This window comes from Streptomyces mobaraensis, assembly GCF_020099395.1.
Lineage (GTDB): Bacteria > Actinomycetota > Actinomycetes > Streptomycetales > Streptomycetaceae > Streptomyces.
Genome location: NZ_CP083590.1, coordinates 6442946 through 6463537 on the forward strand (window position 1 = coordinate 6442946; position 20592 = coordinate 6463537).

General features: G+C 70.6%; 28 protein-coding genes. 20 read left to right on the plus strand and 8 right to left on the minus strand.

Annotated elements, in window-relative coordinates; genetic code table 11:
- Positions 1–8: 8 nt before the first annotated feature.
- The 3 genes from K7I03_RS28535 to K7I03_RS28545 all read right to left on the minus strand — a co-directional run bounded on the left by K7I03_RS28535 (position 9) and on the right by K7I03_RS28545 (position 2277).
- Positions 9–689 (minus strand): hypothetical protein, encoded by a 681-nt coding sequence (locus tag K7I03_RS28535; RefSeq protein WP_185944529.1) that lies wholly within the window; start codon positions 687–689, stop codon positions 9–11.
- Positions 689–997, minus strand: coding sequence for a DUF6112 family protein (locus tag K7I03_RS28540; protein ID WP_221903327.1), 309 nt, complete (start codon positions 995–997; stop codon positions 689–691). The genes K7I03_RS28535 and K7I03_RS28540 overlap by 1 nt, the downstream gene beginning before the upstream one ends.
- Positions 998–1128: 131 nt before the next feature.
- Positions 1129–2277, minus strand: coding sequence for a C40 family peptidase (locus K7I03_RS28545; protein WP_185944530.1), 1149 nt, complete (start codon positions 2275–2277; stop codon positions 1129–1131).
- A gap of 534 nt (positions 2278–2811) precedes the next feature.
- Between K7I03_RS28545 and K7I03_RS28550 the strand changes: the two genes are divergently transcribed.
- The 17 genes from K7I03_RS28550 (at position 2812) to K7I03_RS28630 (ending at position 15052) form a co-directional block, all read left to right on the plus strand.
- Entirely contained in the window at positions 2812–3567 is a 756-nt protein-coding gene (locus tag K7I03_RS28550) for a DNA-methyltransferase (protein ID WP_185944531.1), read from the plus strand.
- 191 nt (positions 3568–3758) lie between these two features.
- Positions 3759–4379: a DUF4913 domain-containing protein gene (locus K7I03_RS28555; protein ID WP_185944575.1), complete on the plus strand. Its 621-nt coding sequence runs from the start codon at positions 3759–3761 to the stop codon at positions 4377–4379.
- Entirely contained in the window at positions 4376–4858 is a 483-nt protein-coding gene (locus K7I03_RS28560; RefSeq protein ID WP_185944532.1) for a hypothetical protein, read from the plus strand. The genes K7I03_RS28555 and K7I03_RS28560 overlap by 4 nt, the downstream gene beginning before the upstream one ends.
- The gene (locus K7I03_RS28565) at positions 4855–5454 is read left to right on the plus strand and encodes a DUF3631 domain-containing protein (RefSeq protein WP_185944533.1); all 600 of its coding nucleotides are present in this window, start codon (positions 4855–4857) and stop codon (positions 5452–5454) included. The genes K7I03_RS28560 and K7I03_RS28565 overlap by 4 nt, the downstream gene beginning before the upstream one ends.
- A complete protein-coding gene (locus tag K7I03_RS28570; RefSeq protein ID WP_338019838.1) occupies positions 5451–5921 on the plus strand; it encodes a GNAT family N-acetyltransferase in 471 nt (156 codons plus the stop codon). The genes K7I03_RS28565 and K7I03_RS28570 overlap by 4 nt, the downstream gene beginning before the upstream one ends.
- A gap of 31 nt (positions 5922–5952) precedes the next feature.
- Positions 5953–6678 carry a hypothetical protein gene (locus K7I03_RS28575; protein WP_185944534.1) on the plus strand — a complete coding sequence of 242 codons (726 nt, stop codon included), beginning with the start codon at positions 5953–5955 and terminating at the stop codon, positions 6676–6678.
- Positions 6679–6692: 14 nt separating this feature from the next.
- A complete protein-coding gene (locus K7I03_RS28580; RefSeq protein ID WP_185944535.1) occupies positions 6693–7421 on the plus strand; it encodes a hypothetical protein in 729 nt (242 codons plus the stop codon).
- A 188-nt stretch (positions 7422–7609) separates the two neighbouring features.
- Positions 7610–7951: an SH3 domain-containing protein gene (locus K7I03_RS28585; RefSeq protein ID WP_185944536.1), complete on the plus strand. Its 342-nt coding sequence runs from the start codon at positions 7610–7612 to the stop codon at positions 7949–7951.
- 101 nt (positions 7952–8052) lie between these two features.
- On the plus strand, positions 8053–8508 hold the full coding sequence (locus tag K7I03_RS28590; RefSeq protein WP_185944537.1) for a hypothetical protein: 456 nt from the start codon (positions 8053–8055) through the stop codon (positions 8506–8508).
- Positions 8505–8951 (plus strand): hypothetical protein, encoded by a 447-nt coding sequence (locus K7I03_RS28595; RefSeq protein ID WP_185944538.1) that lies wholly within the window; start codon positions 8505–8507, stop codon positions 8949–8951. The genes K7I03_RS28590 and K7I03_RS28595 overlap by 4 nt, the downstream gene beginning before the upstream one ends.
- Positions 8952–8962: 11 nt before the next feature.
- Entirely contained in the window at positions 8963–9367 is a 405-nt protein-coding gene (locus K7I03_RS28600; RefSeq protein ID WP_185944539.1) for a hypothetical protein, read from the plus strand.
- 36 nt (positions 9368–9403) lie between these two features.
- The gene (locus K7I03_RS28605) at positions 9404–10303 is read left to right on the plus strand and encodes a winged helix-turn-helix transcriptional regulator (protein WP_185944540.1); all 900 of its coding nucleotides are present in this window, start codon (positions 9404–9406) and stop codon (positions 10301–10303) included.
- Positions 10300–10881, plus strand: coding sequence for a hypothetical protein (locus K7I03_RS28610; RefSeq protein WP_221903328.1), 582 nt, complete (start codon positions 10300–10302; stop codon positions 10879–10881). Before K7I03_RS28605 ends, K7I03_RS28610 begins: the two co-directional genes overlap by 4 nt.
- Entirely contained in the window at positions 10878–12146 is a 1269-nt protein-coding gene (locus K7I03_RS28615; RefSeq protein WP_224347258.1) for an MFS transporter, read from the plus strand. Before K7I03_RS28610 ends, K7I03_RS28615 begins: the two co-directional genes overlap by 4 nt.
- 49 nt (positions 12147–12195) lie before the next feature.
- Complete coding sequence (locus K7I03_RS28620; RefSeq protein ID WP_185944541.1) at positions 12196–13059, plus strand: DUF317 domain-containing protein; 864 nt, start codon at positions 12196–12198, stop codon at positions 13057–13059.
- Positions 13060–13171: 112 nt separating this feature from the next.
- Positions 13172–13957, plus strand: coding sequence for a DUF317 domain-containing protein (locus K7I03_RS28625; RefSeq protein ID WP_185944542.1), 786 nt, complete (start codon positions 13172–13174; stop codon positions 13955–13957).
- A gap of 48 nt (positions 13958–14005) precedes the next feature.
- Positions 14006–15052, plus strand: a complete 1047-nt coding sequence (locus K7I03_RS28630) for a SpaA isopeptide-forming pilin-related protein (RefSeq protein ID WP_185944543.1) — start codon at positions 14006–14008, stop codon at positions 15050–15052.
- Between the two features lie 125 nt (positions 15053–15177).
- On the opposite strand, the gene K7I03_RS28635 is transcribed toward K7I03_RS28630, so the two are convergent.
- The 3 genes from K7I03_RS28635 to K7I03_RS28645 form a co-directional block, all read right to left on the minus strand.
- The gene (locus K7I03_RS28635) at positions 15178–15390 is read right to left on the minus strand and encodes a LexA family protein (RefSeq protein ID WP_185944544.1); all 213 of its coding nucleotides are present in this window, start codon (positions 15388–15390) and stop codon (positions 15178–15180) included.
- 398 nt (positions 15391–15788) lie between these two features.
- Entirely contained in the window at positions 15789–15995 is a 207-nt protein-coding gene (locus K7I03_RS28640) for a cold-shock protein (RefSeq protein ID WP_185944545.1), read from the minus strand.
- Positions 15996–16196: 201 nt separating this feature from the next.
- Positions 16197–17015: a hypothetical protein gene (locus K7I03_RS28645; RefSeq protein WP_185944546.1), complete on the minus strand. Its 819-nt coding sequence runs from the start codon at positions 17013–17015 to the stop codon at positions 16197–16199.
- Between the two features lie 330 nt (positions 17016–17345).
- On the opposite strand from K7I03_RS28645, the gene K7I03_RS28650 reads away from it, so the two are divergent.
- From K7I03_RS28650 to K7I03_RS28660, 3 genes are all read left to right on the plus strand, one after another.
- Entirely contained in the window at positions 17346–17699 is a 354-nt protein-coding gene (locus K7I03_RS28650) for a DUF317 domain-containing protein (RefSeq protein ID WP_185944547.1), read from the plus strand.
- Between the two features lie 71 nt (positions 17700–17770).
- Positions 17771–18076: a hypothetical protein gene (locus K7I03_RS28655; protein WP_398858123.1), complete on the plus strand. Its 306-nt coding sequence runs from the start codon at positions 17771–17773 to the stop codon at positions 18074–18076.
- A complete protein-coding gene (locus K7I03_RS28660; RefSeq protein ID WP_398858125.1) occupies positions 18042–18839 on the plus strand; it encodes a DUF317 domain-containing protein in 798 nt (265 codons plus the stop codon). The genes K7I03_RS28655 and K7I03_RS28660 overlap by 35 nt, the downstream gene beginning before the upstream one ends.
- 801 nt (positions 18840–19640) lie before the next feature.
- Here the strand turns inward: K7I03_RS28660 and K7I03_RS28665 are convergent.
- Positions 19641–19949: a glutaredoxin gene (locus tag K7I03_RS28665; protein WP_185944548.1), complete on the minus strand. Its 309-nt coding sequence runs from the start codon at positions 19947–19949 to the stop codon at positions 19641–19643.
- Between the two features lie 404 nt (positions 19950–20353).
- The gene (locus K7I03_RS28670) at positions 20354–20548 is read right to left on the minus strand and encodes a hypothetical protein (RefSeq protein WP_185944549.1); all 195 of its coding nucleotides are present in this window, start codon (positions 20546–20548) and stop codon (positions 20354–20356) included.
- Between the last annotated feature and the right edge of the window lie 44 nt (positions 20549–20592).

Sequence of the window (20592 nt, forward strand, 5' to 3'; positions counted from 1 at the left end):
GTGGCCCGTCACGGGGCGACGCGGGGGGCGATGGAGACCAGGGCGCAGTCGCGGGAGGGGCGGCACTGCACGGCGAGGGTGACCGAGCGGTCCTCGGCCCCGCCTCCGCCCTTCTTCCAGCTGATCTGCTGCTTGCCGGTGACGGTGACGGCGTAGATGTACGCCTCGGTGATTGCCGAGGGGTTCTCCGCCAGGGCCTGCTTGAAGGCCGACGGGAAGTGTGCCTCGGTGATCTTCACGGTGGCGTACTGGGCGTTGTCGGCCATCCGCGACCACAGCACCGGGTCGGGGACCTGGGCGGAGATCGAGGTCCAGTCGGTGTACTTGGTCTCCTTGGTCATCCACGCGGCCATCCCGGCGAGTTGCTGGTCGCGGTTGGTGGTGCGGGTGTCGTAGGACCACAGCATCACCGCGGCGGCCTTGGCGTAGGCGAGCGGGTCGGATAGCTGCGGGGGCTTGGGCACCGAGCCCGTCCCCGCGGCCGGCTTCGACGTGGACTCCGGCACCGACGTGCTGCTGGGGGAGGGGGCGGCGGTGTCGTCGTGGTCCTGGCCGCCGCTGCCGGTGGCCCACGCGGCAACGCCCGCGACGGCGAGCAGGACGCTCAGTACCAAGGCGCCGGCGAGGACGCGGGCCTTGGTGGACCAGGTGGTGCCGTAGCCGGAGAGGGGCGAGGGGAAGCGTGGCATCAGTGGACCTGCGACCCCAGCGCGGAGAAGAAGGCGACGATGCCGTTGGCGGCACCGAGGCCGAGAGCGGCGCCGGCGGCGACGACGGCGCCCTTCTTGCCGTTGGCCTCGGCCTGGTGGCCGCCGGTGTGGTGGCCCCAGGCCCACACGCCGAGCGAGACGGCCAGCGCGCCGACCACGGCGATGATGCCGAAGAGGTTGATCGAGCTGACCACGTTCTTCAGCACCGACAGGCCGGGCAGGCCGCCCTCCTTGGGCGCGACGCCTGGGTCATAGGCGAGGATGATCACGCGGTCTGCGACAGACATGGGTATGGCGAAACTCCTTGCGGGCGCGGGCAGGCGGCAGCCCGCGGTGAGGGGGAGAAGCGGAGAGGAAGGCGGCGCCCGGGGAGACAGCACGGGCGCTGGTGCGCGGCCGGAGGGCGGCGGGAGGGGCGCTAGATGACCCGGCGGGCGGCGAGGATGTTCCAGTCCTTGACCGGCTGGATCCGCACCGGTTTCGTCGTGCGCGGCGCCTCGATCACCAGGCCCGTGCCCATGTACATCCCGACGTGTTCGGGGACGGCGGCGGTGCCGCGTGCGAACAGCAGGTCACCGGGCTGCAGGCTCTTGGGCGAGACGGGCTTGCCCTCGTTGACCTGGGTGTAGGTGGTGCGGCTGAGCTGGACGCCGGCGTGGGCGTACGCCTGCTGCATCAGTGAGCTGCAGTCGCACCGCCCCATCGGGTCGGGGCCGTGCGGGTTGGTGCACTCGCCGCCCCACTGGTACATGGTGCCGAGCTGGTGCATGGCCCACTCGATGGCCTTGCGCGCCTTGGGGTTGGCGTCCTTGGGAATCGAGTAGCCCTTGGGTACCGCGCCTTCGGGGATCGGGCCGTACCCGGACCCGTCCTCGCCGGGCTTGCACCCCCCGCCGCTCGGGGCCGGCGTGTCCTTGTCCTTGCTGTCCTTACTGTTCTTGGTGCCGGCGGCGTTCTTGCCGCTGTCCGGGAGGGTTTTGACGATGGTCTGCTGCAGGGCCCGGGACAGCGGTTCCCACTGCGCGTACGCGTCCGGGAGCCCGGATGCCTGTACGGCCTGGGCGGCCTGGGTGACGGTCATCTGCTGCCACCCGTGCACTTCGAGCAGCGCCTTGTAGAACCGCGTGCTCGCGTACACGGGGTCGCGGATCTGCTGCGGGGTGCCCCAGCCCTGGCTGGGGCGCTGCTGGAAGATGCCGAGCGAATCGCGGTCGCCGTAGTTGAGGTTGCGGATCCGTGATTCCTGCATGGCGGTGGCGAGCGCGACGATCTGCCCGCGCTCGGGCACCTTCAAGGAGATGCCGGTGGCCACGATGGTCTTGGCGTTCGGGATCTGCTCGGCGGGCAGCTCCAGGCCCTCGACGTGGACATCCTTCTTCGAGCCCTTGCCGCCGAGAATGGAGGCGACCTGCTTGGCGACGGCGTCGGTGTCGATGTCCGCGCCTGTGGTGCAGTTCGCGGCCTTGGAATGGGCACCGCCGGAGCCGGCCGCGGCGGTTGCCGCGGCGCCGGCGATCAGAAGGGGAGAGAGGCAGACGACGCCGAGGACGGCGGCTATGCCCTTCAACCCGTTCCGCCTCCCGGAAAGCGCTGGTAGCGCGGCCGTGGTTCAGGCAGCGGAGGGGGGTGGTGGATCACTGCGGTGTCCTTCGAAGTGAGGCCCCGGCCGTGCACGCGCGAAAAGGGTGGAAAGGGTGCGGAGGCCGGGGTGGTGGGTGAACCGAGGCCGGCGGACGAGGGCGCGAGTGGCAGCTCGATGCCCGGGCCGGCGGGCAGGTCAGGTGGACCGGGACAGGGCGAACCTCCGTGAGGGCATGAGAGCAGAAAAGGGGCCAGCGGCCGTGTGGGCCGGGCGGTTTCAAAACAGTAAGCGGCGATTCCCGGTTGGCGAAAAAACCGGGCGGCCCGCGCCCGTTCCCAGGGCGCGGCGGCTGGCGGTACCGCTCAACCGGGGATCGTGACCTACAGTTTTGGCACGCTCCCTCTCAGACCCCGCCAATCGGCTCGTGGGCTTTCTTGCGCCCGCATGCAGCCGCGGGGATCACGTGAGGGTGGCAGCAGCCTTCTCTCTCATCTCACGCACCCAGATTGGGATTTCCCTTTGCCTTTTTCCCTCCACCAGGGCGACGCGCTGAGCGTACTCTCCAGCCTGCCGGATGCCTGTGTCGACTCCGTCATCACCGACCCGCCCTACAACTCCGGCGGCCGGACGGCGAAGGAGCGTACGAGCCGCTCGGCTCGCCAGAAGTACGTCTCCGCCGACGCCCAGCACGCGCTGCCGGACTTCACGGGCGAGAACATGGACCAGCGCTCCTACACGTTCTGGCTCACCCAGATCATGACCGAGGCCCACCGCCTCACCAAGGACGGCGGGACGGCGCTGCTGTTCACTGACTGGCGTCAGCTGCCGGCCACCACGGACGCCTTTCAGGCGGCCGGGTGGCTGTGGCTTGGCATCCTGACCTGGCACAAGCCTCAGGCCCGGCCGCAGAAGGGCAAGTTCCGTCAGGACTGCGAGTACATCGTCTGGGGCGCCAAGGGAAAGATCGACGCCTCCCGCAACCCCGTGTACCTGCCGGGCCTGTACAGCGCCTCGCAGCCCTCGGGGAAGGACCGGCAGCACATCACGCAAAAGCCGATCCAGGTGATGCGCGAGCTGGTGAAGATCGCGCCGCCGGACGGCACTGTCCTGGACTTCTGCGCCGGGTCCGGCTCGACGGGGGTGGCAGCCCTGCTGGAGGGCCGGGATTTCATCGGCGTGGAGAAGACCATGCACTACGCCGAAATCGCCGCCGACCGGCTCACCGACACCCTGCGCCAGACCCTCAGCCAGGACGACGTCACGCTTTCCGCCTGACCCGCCGCCCCGGATCCGCAGCACGAAGAAGCGTCTTCCGCCTGGGCGTCGGCGCTTTATAGCAGGCATTCCCCGGTTAGTGAAACCGGGGAATGTCCGGATGGTTGGAGCCGCACTTCATGAACTGACGGCCGTGGCTGCAAGGAGATCCATTCGTGCCTGAATCCGTAGACCCCCGCGACGAGGGGGAGATGGAGCCGGTCCGGCTTCCGGACTCCAATCTGGAGAGCATCGAGGCGAGCGTCCGCCGGCTGATGGAGCAGTCGGCCGAGCAGGCCCGGCAGCTAGATCACCTGGCCGCCGCTCCCGAGGTGCCCCCCTCGCCGTTTCCCGCCTTCGGCATGCCGGGCCTGCCGGGCCTGCCGCCCCCGCCCACCGCGCCGCCGGAGCCGCGCCCGATCCTGGAGCTGGAGGGCGAGGAGTACGAGAACGAACTCGACTCGCTGAGCGACTGGGTGGACGACTTTCTGATGCCCACCTACGGCGCCGAGGTCACCACCGCCTCCCCGTGGTGCCAGCAGTGGCAGGAACACGACGACGTCGTGGCCTGGCTGCACGCCCTGTGGATGGCCTACCAGCAGCACAAGGACCCCGAAGCCGGCCCGTCGGGCCCGTTCGTGTGGCACCGCGACTTCCTCACCCACGCCATGACGACCGTCCGGGCACCGGGCGGACCGCTCTCGGCGTGCATGACCGACCCCGACCGGCCCGCCCACCGCCTGCTCCCCGGCCCGAAGCCCTCCCTGCGCACAGCCCGTGCCGACTCCGAGGATCCGGTGGAGAACGCGGCCGGAACCGGGGCCGGCTCATGAACGGGGAGCCGGCCTTCGGCCTGAGCTTCGACCCCCGCGCGCTCACCGACCTGCTTCAGGCCCCCAGCGACATCCGCGACCTTGCCCTCGACCGGCTCCAAGGCGTCGTCAACGCCGAGCTGTTCGGCGGCAGACTGGCCGGCGACCTGGAGGGGTACCGCAAGGTCTACGTCGACTCCCGCAACGCCTGGCGCATCGTCTACGCCCAGCGTCCGGCCCCCGCCGACTCCGCCCACCGCACCGAGATCCACGTCGTCGCGGTGCGGCAGCGCGCCGGCTACGACGTCTACGACACCGCCCGGGCCCGTCTGGGCATCACCGCGCGCCGCACCAGCGCGCGCACCCATGCCGCCCGCACCCGCTCTCCGCAACTGGCGGACACCCACCGGCCCGTCCCGAAGCCGGGCCCGCCGTACGCGATGCCCGGCCTGCCTCAACCCGCCGCCGCCCCTGCCCTGTCGAAAGGCCCCCACCGTTGACGACGTCCCCCGCCCTCCTCGAAGCGCTTGTCACCCGCCTGCTCACGGAGGGCGCACCGCTCCAGGAGAACCCGCACCACCGACGGCTGCTGGAGACCTTCCTCACCATCCAGCACATCGACGAGCACATCCTCGACGTCGTCGACGGCGGTGCCCGCGCCTTCGACGAGCTGGTGGACCTCACGGAGCTTCTCCTCGCCCGGCTGCAGGCCGGAGGCGAGCTGCGAGCGCTGCTGTCGTCAGCCTGCTGCTGCACCCCCACCACAGCGGACGGCGCACCCGCGGACACCGCAGAAGCCCCGGACCCGCGCCGGACCGAGTCGTCGGACAGCATCGTCGAGGCGTGCCTGAAGGTCTTCGCCGATCGTGGCGGCCCGGACGCCATGGCCTCCACCGACCTCGTCGCCGCCCTGCAGCACCTTCCCGGAGTCGCCGAGAACCGCTGGCGCTACGCCGATCTCACCCCGATACGCCTGGCCAACCTCTTGTCCCGGTACGAGATCGCGCCCCGCGACGTCACCCTCTCCGACGGCCGCCGCCGCAAGTCCTACCGGCGCGCCGCCCTCCAGGCCGCCGGGCGGGAGCGCCGCTGCTGAACCACCCCGCCGTCTGCCTCACCCGGCCTGCACGGGCGGCGGACCGGCACCTGGTCGACGACCTGCACCGGCGCTGCTCGCCGGAGAACCTCCTGCGCCGCTGGGGCCCCACTCGCGTCACCTGCCGCGATCTCGAACGCCTGCTGGAGCACAGCACCTGCTGGATCAGCCTCGACGCCGCAGGCCGCCCGCTCGCCCTGGCCTCCGCCGGCTGGATCAGCCAGGAAGCCGGCGTCGTCGACCTCGCCCTCCAGGTGGCCGACGCTCATCAGCGCCGCGGCATCGGCACTGCCCTGGCCCGGCACGTCGCCGCGCACGCCCGTGCCCGGGGTGCGCACACCCTGGCCGTGCACACCGACGCGGCCAACACCCCGATGCTCCGCCTCCTGCAGCGCCTTGGCCCTGCCCAGCACGCGCGCGACGGCACCCGCATCGACGTCCGGATTCCCCTCGGCCGTGCGCTATGACATCACCCCAGGGAACCCCCCCGTGCACCTCATGTCCACCACTCGCGCGCCGACCACGGCACGAAAGGCGCTGACGGCACTGGATCACCGCGTCGAGGCCGCCACCGGCCGCAGCGTCGACCAGCTGTGGGAGCACCGCGACCGCGGTCTGCTCGACGAGCCCCATCGCCGTCTGGTCGACGCCCATCGCAGCCTTGCCCAGGCCGAGACCTCGGTGACCTACCACCGTGTCCTGCTGCACCGCCTGTCCTCCGGCGGGTTCCCCGTCGAGGCGGCTCTGTTCGCGCGCATCGACCGCACCGTCGATCAGCTGAAGCAGGCAGCAGTCACCCGCGACGAACGCCAACAGCACCTGGTGGCCGTCCTGGAGCCGCTTGAGACGGCCGCCCGTGAGCACGCCTCGTTCGACGGCCGGGAGATGACGGCCCCGGATGTCGCCGCGCTACTGGCCATCGCCCAGGGCGCCAAGCTGCACGAGCACCTGCTCACCCAGCGCCTGTCGGTCGTCACCGCCTCGGGAACCCGCCTTCCCTACAGCCAACTTCAGCGCCTGGAAGACGCCGGTCTCGTCCAGCGCGACACCTCCCATCCCGTGCACGCGGGACAACCCGTCACCCTCACCGACGCCGGCCGCGCGGCGCTGCCCGGATCGCGCCGCACGAGCCCACCCGCCGTGCCCGGCCGGCGGGCCGGGGCCTGGCCGGTGCCGCAGGCGGCCCATGTCCGCCACGATCCGGCCTCCGGCCACCGCCCCTGACATCGAAAGCCGCCATGCCGCACTCCGAACCCGACCCTTTCCACCTCGACGGATATGAAGCCGAAAGCCCGGCCGTCGAGGAACAGTTCTGGCAGCACATCGCCGTCGATCAGGCCGACCTCACGGTGCTGGCCCAGCACCACACCGACGATGACAAGCACAGCTTTTACGTCCTCCACGACGGCGCCGCGACCTGGGGCGTCCCGGGGGAGCCGCAGATTATCGCCTTGCACCTGCAGCGGGACCCGGCCGCTCGTGCGTTCCGCTTCCAGCACGCGGTACTGCCGTTGCCGGCGATGGCCCAGTCCTGGCTGATCGCCCGTGGCTGCCCGAAGGAGGCGATCGGCCTGCCGGACGGCATGGGCACACGCCCCGCCGACGAGACCACCCGGGCCCTGCAAGAGCGGCTGATGACCGACGGCGACCACTTCGCCCTGCTGCACAGCTACACCGACGACACCACGGACCGGCCGGAGACCGTGGTCCTGCTGCGGGCCCTGGACGAGCGGGCACCTCTGCCCTTCCGGATCCTGCTGGAGGAAGCCGACCTCGACGCGGGCACCCACACGCTGCGCGAAGGCGCCTTCGCCACCTACGAGGCCGCGACGGAGTGGTGCGAGGACCACCTCACCGGCGAGACTCCCGCCCTGCCGGCGGCTGCACCGCCCCTACGCCGCCGCCCGGTACCCCTCACGCCCGCACGGCCCGCAGTGGCCGTACCACCGCGTGGCCGCGGGCGTTGACGGCGCGGCCGACGTGATGACTTCGGGTCGCTGTCGGAAAGCACTGGCCTTCGTGTGAGGGCCGGAACATAGCAGCTCATCTCCGGTTAGCGAAACCGGGAATTGTCCAGACCCTTGTATCCGTCCCCATCGGAATTCCGGAGGGGCATCTCCCTATCTCCTTCTATCTTCCCAGGGGTTACTTCTCCATGCGTTCTTCCAAATTCGCTGTCCACGCCGCTGTCCTCGGGGCGCTGTCCCTGCCGTTCGCCTTCACCTCCCAGGCCCATGCGGCGCCCGCTGCAGCCCCGACCGTCGCGTCCGACTACTGCCACCGGACCGGCCCGTGGGTGATCGACGCGAGCGCGGTCACCATCCGCTCCAGGGCCACCAGCAACTCCACTGCCGTCGGCATCCTGTACCGGGGCCACAAGTTCACCGTTCACAAGTCGAGCGGGGGCTGGCGCTACATCACCGACCGGACGACGGGCGTTACCGGCTGGGTCTCGGGCACTTACGTCTACAACGAGGTCTACGTCTGTCTGGACTAATTCCCCATCCCTAGCAGCCGGATCTGCCACTCAAAGCATTTTCGAGGGGGGCAGGCCGGGCCCCTTTCCCTCGTCGGAATACTCACTGTGAGGAGCTGGCCGTGCCCGACGACGTCGACGATGTGATGGGCGTCATCGCCCAGCAGATCGAGACCCGATTCCACATGAGCCTGCCCGAGCTGCGCCGGGCCGTGATGGCTGCCCCGCGTGCCAACCAGCAGGCGACCGAAGTCGTGCACTGGTTCGGTCTGCTGGCGGAGTCCCAGACGGCGCTGGAGCGAGCCGAGGACGACCTCGTCGCGGTCCTCATCCAGGATCCGGTACCGCTCGACGATCCGGCGATGGAACGTGCCCACCGGGTGAATGCGGCCGTCACGGTCCGGGACGGCCGCGCCCTGGTCGTGCGCCACCTCCTGGACTCCGCCGCCCCCGCCGGGCACCGATCCGGCCCCCGCCTTGGCGCCGCCCTGGCCATCGGCCGGGGTCCGGCTCTGCAGACGAGCCCGCCGACCCGTCCGTCGGCCCCGGCGGTTCCGGTCCGGGGAGCAACGCGATGAGCGTGAGCACCAAGCCCAGCAGCCAGGACCGCCGGCTGGAGGATGCCTTCGGGTTCGTCATCGGCGTGCTGTACGAAAGGGCGCTCACAGAGGAGGCGCCGGCGGCGCTGCGACGCGCCATGGAGCTGCGCAGCTTCCTCGCCCTTGCCGAGGAACAGGTCGCCCGGGTCCGCGACCGCGTCCACCAGGCCACCGGCCCCGATCGCGACATGGGCGAGCTGTCCGCGGAGGAGTTGCGGATGGACGCCCAGTGGCTGGAGGCGGCGCTGGACGCCCGCGACGGCTACCGCGTCGCCCTGGACGAACTCCTGCGCACCATGCCCTCATCGCTCCCCGCCCGGCCGCGGCTCGTGCAGTTGGTCCAGCCGAAGGCCACCACCGCCCTTCCGCCGGCCGCCACGGCACCTGGCCGTGCCGGGGCGGCGCGGACCCGGCGTCCGTGAAAGACAGCTGCTTGCCCCACATCACGTCCCAGGCCGTCGCCGAACGCATCGAAGCGCTCTACGGGCAGCCGCTGGCCGTCCTCGAAGCCCACGCCGCCGCCACGGCGCACGACAGCATGCTGGCCGCCCTCCTCGGCAGCCACGCCGACCTCGCCCTCGCCGAGCGGAACATCGCCTTCCAGCTCGAACGGCTACGGCAACTCACCGAGGCCAACCGCGAGATCGGCCACTTCGACGCCGGCCACATCCTCGACTGCGCCCGCCGCATCACCGAATCCGTCGCTGCCCGCGACGCCCACGCCAAGAGCATCAACGCGGTCCTCGCGAGCCTGCGCCGCCTCCCCACTGCGGACACCACGATCCCGACGGCGGCCCCGCCGGCAGTACCGGCACCTGCCGCCACCCGCGCCCGCTGAACGCCCCGCCCCCCTTTCCTCCAGGAGTCCCCCCCTTTGGCCACCACCGGTCTGCCTCCCACCACGCACACCGACCTCGCCCGCGTCACCGAGACGCTGGAGATGATCGCCCCGCGCTGGAGTGTCTGGGTGCTGATGACGCTCGCCGAACGGCCCCTGCGCTACGCGGAGATCAAGCCGAAGCTGCCGTGGCTCGCCGACGGCCAGCTCCACCCCCGCCTGCGCAAGCTCACCGAGGCCGGCCTGGTCGAGCGCACCGCATACGCCCCCCGGCACGTCACCTACGGCCTCACCCGCCGCGGCGCCGAGCTGATGCCCGTCCTGGCCGTGATCGCCACGTGGGGCAACACGCACCTGGAGAAGGACCTGGTGCCCAACGCGAAGACCGGCGAACTGGAAGCAGAGCGCATCGCGGCGGCCGACACCGTCGAAGACGCCCTCGTCCTGATCACCCCCCGCCACGCCACCCCGCTGCTGTGGACGCTGAAGGCCCGCGGTTCCGCCAGCGCCAAGTCCCTGGCCGCCGACGCGATGCCGGGCTACAACCTCAGCACCGTCTACCCGCCGCTGCGCCAGCTCATCGACGACGGCCTCGTCGAGGCCACTGACGCGTCGGCCTTCCGGCTCTCCGCCACCGGCCAGGCCCTGGCCCCGGTCTACAGCGCCCTGTCCGCGTGGGCAGCCGGACGCCCGGTGGCCACCGCCCCCGCCCATACGCTGTGGGGGCCGGCGCTGCCCCCGTCCCAGGGGCAGACGGGAACGTGGGTCACCCATCACGAGCGCCATCCGGCATCACGGGCGTCCGCAGTCGCCGCGGCCCCCGCGGTGCCGGCGACACAGCGGCCGGCAGCCCGGTGGCAGCCCGGCGACCTGTTCTCCCACCAGATACCCGCGCGCCCGATCGCGGCCCCACCGGCAGGAGGCCACCGCCGGTGACCACCCCCGTGCTCGCGCTCCCAGCCGCTCAGGTGGCCCGCGCCCTCACCGTGCTCTCCCACCCGGGGCTCATCCGGCTGGTCACCGATATCGACGACAACGGCCCCCTCCACCGCCGCCTGCTGGGGCGGACCTTCTCCGACCTACCGCGCCACCAGGTCCGCTCCGCGCTGGACATCGCACGCGCCCACCAGCTCCTGCGCGCCGGCCACCGCAGCGAACCGTGTTACGCGCTCACCACCCGCGGCACCGACCTCGCCGACGTCTACGACACCCTCGCCCGCTGGGCCCGCGCCCAGCAGGCGCCCGCGTCGGCCAGCGACTTCCTCACCCGCGTCCAGCACACCCTCGCACTGCTCCGCCACGACCTCGTCGTGAGCACCGCGACCGACAACACCGCCGGCCCGCCCCAGGCGCCGCACGCAGTTGAGGGCCCCCTGCTCCCCGACGCCGATGAGGCGCCGAGCCTGCATCGGCCACGGGAGGCCGTCTCCGCCTGGTTGTCAGCGAACTCCTCCGTCCTCGTCGGCTCCACCCGCCGCTCCTCCGCAGCGGCCCGGGGGGAGAGCATCCGTTGAGATCTGGCTCCGGGCCACGGCACGCCCGCCGTCCGGTCTCCAGCATCGCGCGCGCCGTCTACTTGCCGCGCAGCGCCGACGCCGGCGCCTTCGCGATGACGACGTACGGCATCCCGCTGCTCGTGCTGGCCACCACCGACTCCGCCAGCTTGACCGGGTTGGCGTTCGCGCTGGAGTGGCTTCCCCGCCTCAGCGCGTTCGCCCTCGCCGGCGCGATGGTGGACCAGTACGGCACCACGCGCGTCATGCGCTACGCCTCGGTGGCCCGGGCCCTGGTGGTTCTGGCCGCCGCCCTGATGCTCCCGGCCTGTTCCACAGGGGTCGCGGCGACGGCCACCGTCATGCTGCTGGCCGCGGTCACCGGTGTGCTTACCGAGTTCAGTTACATCGCGGGCGAAAGCGCGGGCGCCGCCGCCAGCCGCGAGGCGGGCGAGCGGGCACATCGCGTGCAGACGGTGCTCCTGGGCATCGACCAGGCCGCCACCCTGGCCGGACCGGCCCTCGCCGGCCTGCTGCTGCAGCACACCGGCGCCGCCGGCATGCTGGCCACCCTCGCCGCCTTCTCCCTGGCCGCCGCCGCTCTCGCCCCCCGCCGACCCCACCAGCCCACAGGCGAGCCGGTTTCGGTGATGAAGGGGCTGCGGACCGGGTGGGATACCTTGCGGTCCCTGCCGGCCCTGGCATGGCTGGTGACGGGCATGACCCTGGCGAACCTCGGCGTCGGCCTCATGCAGGCCGCCGCCCCGGTCATCGTGGTCAAGCAGCTCGGCCACTCCAGCGCCGACGTCGGCCTGATCTGGTCGGCCGCCGCCCTCATCTCCCTCCTTGCCATCGCCGTGTGCCGGACCGCGATCGAGCGGTACGGACTGTGGGCCGTGGGGGCCACCTCCGCCGCGGTGGTCAGTGGCGCCGGTCTGACGGTCGCCACCGTCGCGCACACCTACACCGCCTACTTGATCGTGGTCGCCGTCCTCATGGCCGGCGAGGGCGGCATGTCCGTGGTCCTGCGCACCCTGCGCTCCTGCCTCATCCCGCCCAAGACCTTCGGCGCCACCCTCGGCATCACCATCCTGATCTTCCTGCTGCCCTTCCCCCTCGCCGGCCTCCTGGTCGCCCTCACCCCAGCCTCCGCGCTGGGCAGCGTCGTCACCGCCTGCGCCGTGATCCAGACGCTCGGCCTCACCGCGACCTTCGCTCGGCTGCGCACCCTTCCCGGCCCGCACACCACGAAGCTCCGGCCGGGCGGTGCCCCGCTGTGCAGCTGACGTGCGCTCCTCCCCGCCGGTCCACGGCCTGACCACTTTTTAGGTGCTTATGTCTGATGACCTCGCCGTCGACGGGGACGTCTACGTCTCCCCGCGCTACCTCGCCGGCAGCACGTTCACCGGCGACCCGGCTCTCAGGCCCCTGCTCGCCCTGGGCTGGCGGACGCGTCACGACGAGGACGGCAACGTCTACCTCTCCTCGCCCGACAGCAAGGTCCGCCTCGGCTACCTTCCCGAAGGCGAGGACGACGGGCTGTGGCGGATCTCCGCCTACGACGACGTGTTCGCCCAGCCGCACTGGGGCGTGTGCTTCAGCGACACCGTGCCCACCGAGTTCGTCACCGCCTTCACCACCGCCCTCGCCCAGGCGTACACCGACGGTCCCGACACCTACCTCAGCAGTTCGGCGGGACGCAGGCCGTCGGCGTTCGACGCCGTAGCGCCCCTGATCACTCGCGGTTGGACACTGCAGCCACCACGCGAGGGCGTCATCAAAGTGGACAGCGCCGACGGCATGGCCGGCCTGGAGTACGCCATCACCCAGGTCGACCCCGCCCGCGAACTCACCACGACGGAGGCCCGCTGGTACCTATGGGGCGGTGTGGGCGCAGCCCGCTGGTATGCCACCGCCTCCACCCACACCCCCGTCCCCCTGGTCACCGCGATCACTACGGCTGTCGGCGACCCGGCCCCGCTTCCGCGCTGGAAGGCCGCGATGCCCCGCGCCCTGCGCGAGGCAGCTCAGCTCACCCCCGTCATGCCGCCACCGCCGCCCGCGCCCACCCCGCTCGACGTTCGCCGCACCGCTGCCCGCCGCCCACCGGCCCTCGGCACGGTCAGCGTCCCCCGCTGGAGCACCACCTCACGACCCGCCGCCCCGCCCGTGAGCCACACCACCGGCCCCCGCCGCTGACCCACCGGGGCAGACGAAACCTCCCGATGAGCGCCGCCAGCCGGGTACACGACCCGCCCCCCCCGCACTGTTCTGCCGGGCTCACCCCACCCGCCGCACCCGAGGACCTCCCATGTCGACCGATCCCTTCACCCACCTCGCCCCGGACCAGCAGGTGCAGGTCCTCCCCCGCCATCTCGCCGGACCCGGAGCAGCCGACCTCCGGACGGTCTGGCCCTTCCCCGAGGACTGGTCCCTGCACCAGGCCGACGGCGGGGCAGCCCTCGCCACCAGCCCCTGCCTGCGGTTGTTCACCGGCATGGTCCCCGACCCCGACAGCTCCCGCAGGGGGAAGTGGACCGTCACCGCGAACCGCGCCCCCTTCGGCGCCGGCGCCTGGCAGATCACCTTCGACGCCACCACCCCCGTCGAGCTGCTGCAGGACTTCCACGCCGAACTGCTCGACCTCTACCTCGAAGGCCGCCACAGCGACCGCGACCCGCTGCTCGACGACGACACAGCACCGCACGAGGCGTACGCACTGCTCCTCGCCTGCGGCTGGAACCACGAAATCAAGACCGACGGCAGACAGTTCTTCCGCGACCCCGACCCCCTCGGCGTCCTCCAGCACCGCTACGCCATCACCAGCACCAACGCACCGACCTGGACGGCCTGGGGCGGATACCCAGGCGAGCCCCACTGGCGCGCCCAGTTCTCCCACGGCACGCCCACGGCGCTGGTCGCGGCCTTCACCACATCACTGGTCTCAACAGAACCGGTGACCCGCGCGATGAAGGACGTCCCCCTCCAGACCCGCCGCCACGTCCACATCGCGGTGACCACCCCGGCCAAGCAGTTGGCCACCTCCTCGCCGGTCGCCACGCCACCTGCGCTCCCCGGACCCAGCCGGACCCGCTGACCACCCTCACCCTTCCCGGGCGCTCTGCCCCCTCCCTGGAGTTCCTCCGTGCACACCCCTTTCGCCCGCTGTCTTCCTGCCGCGGTCCTCACCGTTGCCGCCGCTGTCACCGGCACCCTGGCCTGGGCCCCGACCGCCTCCGCCCACGCCACCGAACCCACCCCCACCGCGACAGCCCCCGCGCATACCGCGCCGGACACACCGACCGGAGGGGTAAAGATCATCAAGAAGGACCCGGGCGGAGCCGTCCTCGAAGGCGCGCAGTTCAGCCTCCTCGACACCGTCAACGGCACCAAGGCCCTCCAGGGCAAGACCAACGGCGACGGCGCCCTGCGCTTCGGCAACATCGCCCCCGGCGTCTACCGCCTCAAGGAGATCTCCACCGGCAGCGCCCTGCACGAGCTCGTCCCGGACCAGGACGTCATCGTCACCGCCGGCCAGGACACCCCGTTGACGATCATCGACCCGTTCAAGCCTGCCGAGCTGACGGTCAAGAAGACCGACAAGGCCACCGGCAAGCCCCTGGCCGGTGCCGTCATCAACATCGCACCCACCGACAAGGGCGACTCCATCACCCTGACCACGGGCAAGGACGGCACGGCCTCGGCCAAGCTCACCGTCTCCTCCCGCACCGGCACCGGATACACGGCCACGGAGACCAAGGCCCCCGCCGGCTACCGGCTGGACGCCACACCGGCAAAGATCACCGCGAAACCCGGCGCGCCGGTCACCGTCACCCTCGCCGACACCGCGAACAACCAGCCGACCAAGCCGCCCACCCCGCCGGCCTCACCGGACACCACCACCCCGGGCAAGCCCACACCCGATAAGCCGTCGGACAAGCCGACACCGCACAAGCCCACCACCACCGCCCCCTCCCCGTCCGCCACCGGCACCCCGGCCACCGATGAGACCGCCTCCAGCTCTCCCACGGCCACCGAACCCGAAGGCTCCCTCGCCCACACCGGCGCCGACAGCACCCCCTGGCTGCTCGGCGGAGCCGGCCTCCTCATCGCCGCCGGCGCAGGAGCGACCTTCGCGCTGCGCCGACGCCGCACCGGCGACGAGAGCGACGACCACCCGGCCGAAAGCTGACATCACCTGACCAACCGCTGACACAGCCCCCGGGATCTGAGCAGATCCCGGGGGCTGTCGCATGTCCTGCCGAAGAACGCGCCGCGGTCGGTGCCCCGGAAGGCGGCCGACTGGTGATCGCCGGATCAACCGTCGAGACGGATCGAGCGATGACGGGATCGCCGCCGGCTAATCAACCCCATCTCCTCCAGCCGCACCAGGTGATAGGCCACGGACGACGTACTCGACAGGCCCACCCGCCGACACAGCTCCCGGATCGTTGGCGCCTCACCCCGCTCGGCGATGTGCTCGCGCACGGCGCGCAGCACACGGGCCTGGGTCTGAGAGACGTTCGTCACCGAGTATCCGGCAGGCCGGCGGCGCGCGTCCGGCGCCGCAGCTCAACCCGAGCCGGCGATGGCCGGTCGGCTTCCCAGAACGAGTGACCGGCCAGGCGGCAGGAAAGGGTGATCAGGCGCCTCCTCAACCGGGTGGTGCCAGCCGTGGCGGGTCTCAGGGCGAGGGCCTCGTAGGTGCGGACCCAGTCGGCATCGAGTTGCACAAGATCATCGGGGAACAGCGTTCGTGGCACCCCAAAAGTAGACCATGTGTTCGATTTTCTCGGCGAACCGATCAATCCGATGTCCGCAGCCCCTGTCCTGTGCCATCGAACTTTGGCCGCCCCGCAGCCACGGAAGCCCCCGCCGATCGTGGCGGCGGAGGCTCCTCACGGGCGGGAACCAAGGGGCGGGCGGTTCTACCTCTCGGGCACCACGTTCTCCGCCTGCGGACCCTTGGGGCCCTGGGTGACGTCGTACGTGACCCGCATGTTCTCCTCCAAGGACTTGTAGCCAGATACCGCAATGGCGGAGAAATGCACGAACACGTCAGGGCCGCCGTCGTCCTGCGAGATGAAGCCGAACCCCTTATCCGCGTTGAACCACTTCACCGTGCCAGCTGCCATGAGTGCAGATCCTTACTTGAGGTGCCACGCGGGCTGCGGTGCACAGCCGATCCGATACTCCCCACCTGCCCTTTGTGCCACACACTCGGAGCACCGCGAAAGCGGCACGCCCAGATCACTCACGGGCCGCCCGCGGCGGGCGGCGCCGCCCCTAAACTTCGATGTCACGCGCTCAAGGTTCGATGGCACAGGACAGCCCGGTTAGATCCCTGTCGTCGCCTCGCCGGTGCCGTCCAGAAAGGTGTGCACCGAGCTGACGAGTGCGCTGCGGCCCTCGTCATAGCCGGTGCGGGGGCGAAACCAGCGGTCCTCGGCGGACAGGAGGCCCCACGACGCGGGATTGCGGGTGATGGCCAGAAGTTGCTGCAGGTCCTCCTCGGTCAGCGTGTCGCCCTCCGCCGGTGCGCCGTCGTCCGCAAGGACGCCACTCTCCCTGACTAGGTACTCCAGGTGGTCGAGGTCGTCGGGGCGGTCGTCCTCGTCTCGATCGCCCCAGCCTTCGAGCATCTCGTGCGCCAGCCAAGCGCAACCGTGCGCGTCGTTGCCCCCGCACCGTTCCTCACACCTCTCCGCGTTCCCCGGGCACCACCTTCGCTTCAGGGCGTCCAACGCGGATCGGACAACGGCACGCCTGACCGCGTACCGCTCCATGTGCCCGCACCGTTCCCGGAGTTCCTCCGCGTGCCGGACGACGGCGTCAGGGCCGAGTACCCGCAGTCCCGAACACGCCTGTGTGAGCTCCTGGCTCTTGGTCCGCAGTTCTTCCGCCCGGGAGCGCGGGTCGAACTCCTTCAGCCTCCATACCGTGTCGGCGAACGCGTCCGAAGCGCGTAGAAACGCCTTCCATGCCTCGCACCGTTCTGCATCCAACCGCAGCCGCCGCTCCACGGCGGCCTGCGCGCTCATCGACTCCAGGGCAAGGCGACGCCCGAACGTGGCCTGCCATCGAGCCACCATGACCGCAGCGAGGGCCGCCACCCCTGAAAAGACCGCCCCCAGCGCCGTGACGGCGGTGTGCACATCCTGTACGCTCACCCGCCCACAGTGCCCTCCGACGGACGGATGAACGCGCCCACGACCGCAATGGCACACATCTTGTCGCGCGGCAAAAAGAAGCGTGTCGCTCCATGTTCAGAGCTGATCGCGTTATGGGCCAGGCCCGTCCCGCAAGACTGATCAGCCTCCTTGAGGCCAGCACCCGGGGGGAGGCGCAAGGCTGTCGGCCCGGCGCGGCCTAGCAGTTCGCCTCGGGCAGACAGGAAAGATCGCGGAACGTCTGGCCAAGGCTGGCGAGGCATGTCAACTTAGACGCCTTCGTGAAAAACCGCAGGTCAGAGAGGTGATTGCGCCATGACCGTGGATGTATCCCGCCCCGGATTCTCGACGAGCATTGACGCGCTGCGACTGCGCCAGTGGCGGCTGGGTCCTGGGCGACCGGAACTCGTGACGGACCAATTCGGGTCGGAGGACTTCCACCTGATCGTGGACGACCGCGCTGATGTTCACATCGGCAGCAAGGACGGCCGCTTCTATCTCGGCCTTTTCCCCGCTGGCCGGCCCGGCAGCGACGGTGAGGGCTGGCACCTTTCCGTCACCGGGACCGCCAAGGCACCCGGCTACCACGTCTCCTTCGACACCGAGACCCCCGCCGAAGTCGTCGCCGCCACCGTGGCCTGCGTCCTGGCCACGTCCCGCCCGCTGTGAGGCCATCGCGCCACCCGCTGGCGCTTGACTTCCCCGTCCGACCCGGAACCTCCACCGCAGGGAGTAACGAGTTGAACCCGCACATCCCGCAGATGACGGTCGGCGAGCTGATCGACCGCCTGTCCGCGTGCGACCGCTCGGCGACGGTCCGCCTGGCCATCAACCCCTTCTTCCCCATGGCTCACCAGGTCGCCGACGTGATCCAAGCCCTGGATGAGAACGGGCAGCCAGTGGTCTTCATCGCCGAAGACACGGAGGGAGAGCAGCACGGACACCTCCCGCCCGACATCGCTGTCCGGCTCACCTGGCAGGAACCCGTCGACGCACCGTCGCGAAGGCGACGTGGCACGATCCGTCCCGTCGACAACGGTCAGTGACCATCCCGACGCTCCGGAGGCGCCCCTGAACCCGCACCCTTCCTTCGACTCGTCCACCCCCGGCTCCGCAGAACCGGCGTACTGGGTCAGCCCCCGCCACCTCGCCGGCGACGATGGCCACTTGGCCGAGCAGATCGGCACCCACCTCACCAACGCCGGCTGGAGAAACTGGCCCACCGCCCGCGACACCCTGCTCTACATCAGCCCGGACCAACTCCGCGGCGCCGAGTGGATCCTGGCCAGCTACCCCTTCGAGCTGGGCGGGCTGCCCGTGGCCTGGCAGATCTCCGCCCGCGCCCACCCCGCCAGCGCCATGACCGTGTGGAACGCCTACTTCACCACCGGCACCCCGCACGAAGCGATAGTGGACTTCCTCCTCGCCCTCGACGCCCGCGCCCAACCCGACGCCGGCTTCGACGAACCCGAGACGGTCCTCGACGCGCTGACCACCCAAGGGTGGATCCGCGACATCGACCGGCCCACCACCACCGCCACAGATCCGGCCTTCACCTCCAGCGTCTCCCTCGAGCCGCTGCCCGACCTCGTCCACGACGCCGACCCCCGCCCCGACCTCGCCGGCTGGCAGGCATGGGCCGAACCGGTGCTGGGAGAGAGCTACCTGTGGTGCGCCACCTTCACCGCCAGCGTCCCGCACGACCTGGTCGCCGCCTTCGCCTCCTCACTCGCCTCACCGGTCCCCGTGGTACGCCGCTCGCTGCCCGAGAGCACGGAGGGGCGGCTCATCGTCATCCCGGCCGGCTGACGCCGATGATCACCCTGCTCAAGCCGCCGTCGCTTCCGCGACGGCGGCTCTCCGCTGTAGTGCCCATATATAGACGACGCCCCTGCCCGCTATCGGGCAGGGGTGTCTGCATGGGCGGACGTCAGCGACCGGTCTGGGCCTTCTTGAGTGCCGTGGCCAGGTGGGTGTCGACCAGACCGGGGGAGCCGGCGACGACCATGACGGTTGTGCCGGTGCGGACGGTTATCTGGGGTCAGCTCAGGATATTGGCAGGTCAACGGGGCTTCGGCTGATTAAGGCACATTAGGCACGTCACCGGGGCCGCCCGACGGGATGCAGCCCTGAACGAACCTCCATCGCCCCGGGTCCGTGGCCAGTCGTTCAGGGTGAACGGACTTCCCGGTACGGCAGCGGGTAGGAGACGGTGAGCACCACCCCGTACGGCTTCGACGCGGCGAAGCTGCGGGCCGCCTGCACCGCCGCCGGGGCCTCCGTCGCCCGGATCGCTCGCGCGGTCGGTATCACCGAACGTGCGTGAGCCTCTACCTGGCCGGCACCCGGACCCCGCGCTCGGAGGCGCTGCCGCGACTGGCGGCCGCCGTCGGCACCACACCGGCCGGCCTGTGCACGGTCGAGCGCGAGCGCCTGGTCCACCTCCGGGTGTTCACCGGCCGCAGCCGGGCCCAGATGGGGTCCAGCCAAGGTGAACCCAAAAGCCGCCACGGGATGATCTTGGTGCTTAAGCCCTCGGCAGGCCAGGGTGCGACGCCGCCGGCATGGTGTGCCGGTCGGCGTCGCCCGGAGTCGGTCCCTGACGCCTCATCACGCGTTCAGGAGCGTCGCCAGCTTTCCGGACTGGTGAAGCTTCTGCAGATCGTCGTTGCCGCCGATGTGCGCCTGATTGATGAAGATGTTCGGGACGGTCCGCTGCTTAGTCATCTTGTGCAGCTCGTCTTGGATCTCGTCGCCGTCCTCACGCTCGTCGAGCTCGACGATCGCCAGATCCTCCTCGGGTACCCGCTCGCTAAGTAGCTTCTTGGCCTTGGTGGAGTGGGGACACCAGGACTTGCTGAAGATCACGACCTTGTGCGCGCTGATCAGATCCTTGGTGCCTGCCGTGACGTCTGTCATCGCATCAGTCCTTCGTGTCGTAGCTTCGTGTGCCGGTGGCGCAGACCCGAGATAAGACACTCACTGCCCCGGGGTGCGTCACCCCAAGCCAAGCTCCCATGTGTAGTGGCGGTTCGTTCGGTATGACCTTGGACAGACCACCGAAACGGGCGAACCGCGGCGGGAAGATGTTGCCGCCACCGGCCGCCGCCCGCAGAGCCGGCGGCAGGATGCGCGCCTCCCGCCTTCGCCACCGAGTACGACAGCGCCGTACAGGCCACGCGGGCGGGCAAGCGTTTCGGTCGAAACCCTTCGGACTGATGATCCAAGCTTTTTGGTCGAAAAGGTTGCCCGTCGCCGTGCCGTACGTGCCTCACGAACCCCCCGGATATCCGTGAGACACGCGGGCCCACTGAGCCGGTCCCTCACATGCCTGCATCCTCTGGACAACCCCAGATAAGGACGGCCGTCTGCTTCACCATGGTGGCGCGGCCGTCGACGGTGAAGGTGAGGATCTGGCTCCACTGCTCGTCGCCGAGCTTCGGGGCGGGCGCCTTCTGGGTGGTCATGGCGATGGGCGCGTTGCCCACCACGACCTGGTAGGTGGGGCAGGAGGTCATGGCGTCGAAGATTTGCCGCTTCCTGTGCGACGCCTGGGCCTCGG